Origin of the sequence: Streptococcus orisratti DSM 15617, assembly GCF_000380105.1 — a bacterium.
GTDB lineage: Bacteria > Bacillota > Bacilli > Lactobacillales > Streptococcaceae > Streptococcus > Streptococcus orisratti.
Genome location: NZ_KB904529.1, coordinates 1 through 2,252, shown reverse-complemented (window position 1 = coordinate 2,252; position 2,252 = coordinate 1). Strand labels below are relative to the sequence as shown.

The window sequence follows — 2,252 nt, the reverse complement described above, 5'->3', positions numbered from 1 at the left end:
GGACATGTTCATCTGCTTTCTATACTGAGTTGGGGAATTCTAGTATATCAGACGAGCATGTCTTTTTTGTTGCACTTCATTTTACAACGCGGGTATATTTTTAAAAGTGATTAGCACAGAAATTCTAGCGAAATTGTGCTATGATAGCTTCAGAAAAAACTTTCGAGGAAAAACATGCAAGATTTAAAAAATATTTTAAACCACTATGAACCGCATCCTTTGGGGCAAGAACGTTGTTATGCGGTGTTTTTACCTTTAATATGGAATGGTAAATCAGGTTGGGAGGTTCTCTATCAAGTCCGTAGCGAAGGCATTTCGCAACCAGGAGAAGTTGCATTCCCAGGTGGTGCTGTTGAAAAGGGAGAAACGTTTGAGCAAGCCGCCATTCGTGAAACTATGGAAGAGTTAAAGTTGCCTTCTCAGAAGATTGATCTTTGGGGTGAGATTGACTATTTAGTCAGCAATCAACAAACCATTCACTGCTTTGTTGGTCAACTTTTTGTTGAAAATTGGCAAAGTATCCAGCCAAATGAAGAAGTCGAACGCCTTTTCACTATTCCCTTGGAAAAATTGAAAAACCAGCCCCCGACTTACTATCGTCTGGAGACTGAAGTTCAAGCAACAGGAGACTTTCCTTTTGAGCGCATTCGAAATGGCCGCAAGTATAAATTTAGTCATTATGACCGTAGAATCCCTTTCTATGACATCGGTGATGAAAACCTTTGGGGCATGACTGCCCAGTTTACACATCGGTTTACAGAGATATTAGAAGGAAAGTAGGAACATAACAAGCCCAAAGAAGAAAAAAACATTTGATAAACAAGCGAATATCGATTTATTAGGGCTAAATATCTCGTATTCTTACTTTCTATAACACTATTATTCAAAAAGTAAAATCCTATTACTCAAATGTATCCATGAGATGTATGAGACTAAATTGCTTCTTCAAGAAGTTCTGAGAAATTATATCTATCAAGAATTAGATATGAAATATAGATACAAAAATTTCTAAAGATAAAATTTTTTCCTAGCGTTATGTAGTTCTGAAAGTAAATTCTTTCCATGCTCGTCGGCTCATAGAAGACTTAAAATGTAGTTCTATCGAACCAATGCTAGAAAATATTTTAGACGGTGAATAACTGTATCGGTTTTGCTTCAGTTGGTAAATAAGAAGCTAAAAAGGAACACCTCCTACGAAGTGTTCCTTTTATTATCTGCATGTTCTACTTAAATTTTATTATCTAAAAAGGTAGAGAAAAATGTAGAGATTTGACTGATTTATACTACAATGTATTGAAATTCAAAATTTCAAAAATCGCTTAAAATCAGGGCTTCTAACGTCTATTGATGTGTAGTGAATCCCTATTTCACCTCAGTAAACACAACGTGCTTACGCAATTTTGGTGAGTATTTTTTCAATTGAAGACGGTCTGGAGTGTTACGTTTGTTTTTTGAAGTAAGGTACAAGCGTTCACCAGATTCTTTGTGTTCAAGTGTAATATTTACGCGCATGGTATCTCCCTTCTAATTATTTAGCTTCAGCTTTAGCGATTTTACGTCCTTTGTAGTATCCTTTAAGTGATACACGGTGTGAACGTGAGTAATCTCCAGTAGTTTCGTCAAATTGTACTGATGGAGCAGTCAATTTGTAGTGTGTACGACGTTTGTTTTTCTTCGCTTTTGAAGTGTGACGTGCAGGTACTGCCATTTTCTTTATTTCCTTTCAAATGTATGTTTCGGCTTTTGCCAACTTTAACAGTATAACAAATCTTTTTTGTAAAGTAAAGTTACTTGACAAAAAAAATTAGAAATATGAAAGGGGTAAATTCCTGAAGTAAGTTCTAGGCTGCATCTAAAACTAAAAATTATTCCGAGATGGACAAGTAAGAAATTTACTACTGGGATATTTAACCAAACTATGAAAAATAATGATTGAATACTCTCAAATCGTACACATGTATCATTTCTTTCTATAAATTTACCTTTTCCAGACTTTTTGACAATAAATCTCCCACGAAACCACTAAGAATACCTTCTTTTGCGACAATAACAGAACTTAGTCTGAAAATTTAACGTACATATATAAGTTCTATAGTTAATGTAAAATTTGACACTTGAACTGACAAGTAAATCCGTTAAATTTCTAGAAAAAATTTTTACCCGCGTTGTAAAATGAAGTGCAACAAAAAAGACATGCTCGTCTGATATACTAGAATTCCCCAACTCAGTATAGAAAGCAGATGAACATGTCC

3 protein-coding genes are annotated in these 2,252 nt (G+C 34.7%); 1 reads left to right on the top strand and 2 read right to left on the bottom strand.

Annotated features, from left to right (window positions below):
* The first annotated feature begins 174 nt into the window (after positions 1-174).
* Complete coding sequence (locus A3I7_RS0111830; protein WP_018376949.1) at positions 175-780, top strand: NUDIX hydrolase; 606 nt, start codon at positions 175-177, stop codon at positions 778-780.
* A 582-nt stretch (positions 781-1,362) separates the two neighbouring features.
* Here A3I7_RS0111830 and rpmG read toward each other — a convergent pair.
* Complete coding sequence (gene rpmG / locus A3I7_RS0111825) at positions 1,363-1,512, bottom strand: 50S ribosomal protein L33 (RefSeq protein WP_001265622.1); 150 nt, start codon at positions 1,510-1,512, stop codon at positions 1,363-1,365.
* Positions 1,513-1,528: 16 nt separating this feature from the next.
* Positions 1,529-1,708: a 50S ribosomal protein L32 gene (gene rpmF, locus A3I7_RS0111820; RefSeq protein ID WP_018164771.1), complete on the bottom strand. Its 180-nt coding sequence runs from the start codon at positions 1,706-1,708 to the stop codon at positions 1,529-1,531.
* Between the last annotated feature and the right edge of the window lie 544 nt (positions 1,709-2,252).

Coding starts and splice junctions, on each gene's coding strand:
- rpmG (WP_001265622.1), bottom strand. CDS start 1,512: ATGCGCGTAAATATTACACTTGAACACAAAGAATCTGGTGAACGCTTG.
- rpmF (WP_018164771.1), bottom strand. CDS start 1,708: ATGGCAGTACCTGCACGTCACACTTCAAAAGCGAAGAAAAACAAACGT.
- A3I7_RS0111830 (WP_018376949.1), top strand. CDS start 175: ATGCAAGATTTAAAAAATATTTTAAACCACTATGAACCGCATCCTTTG.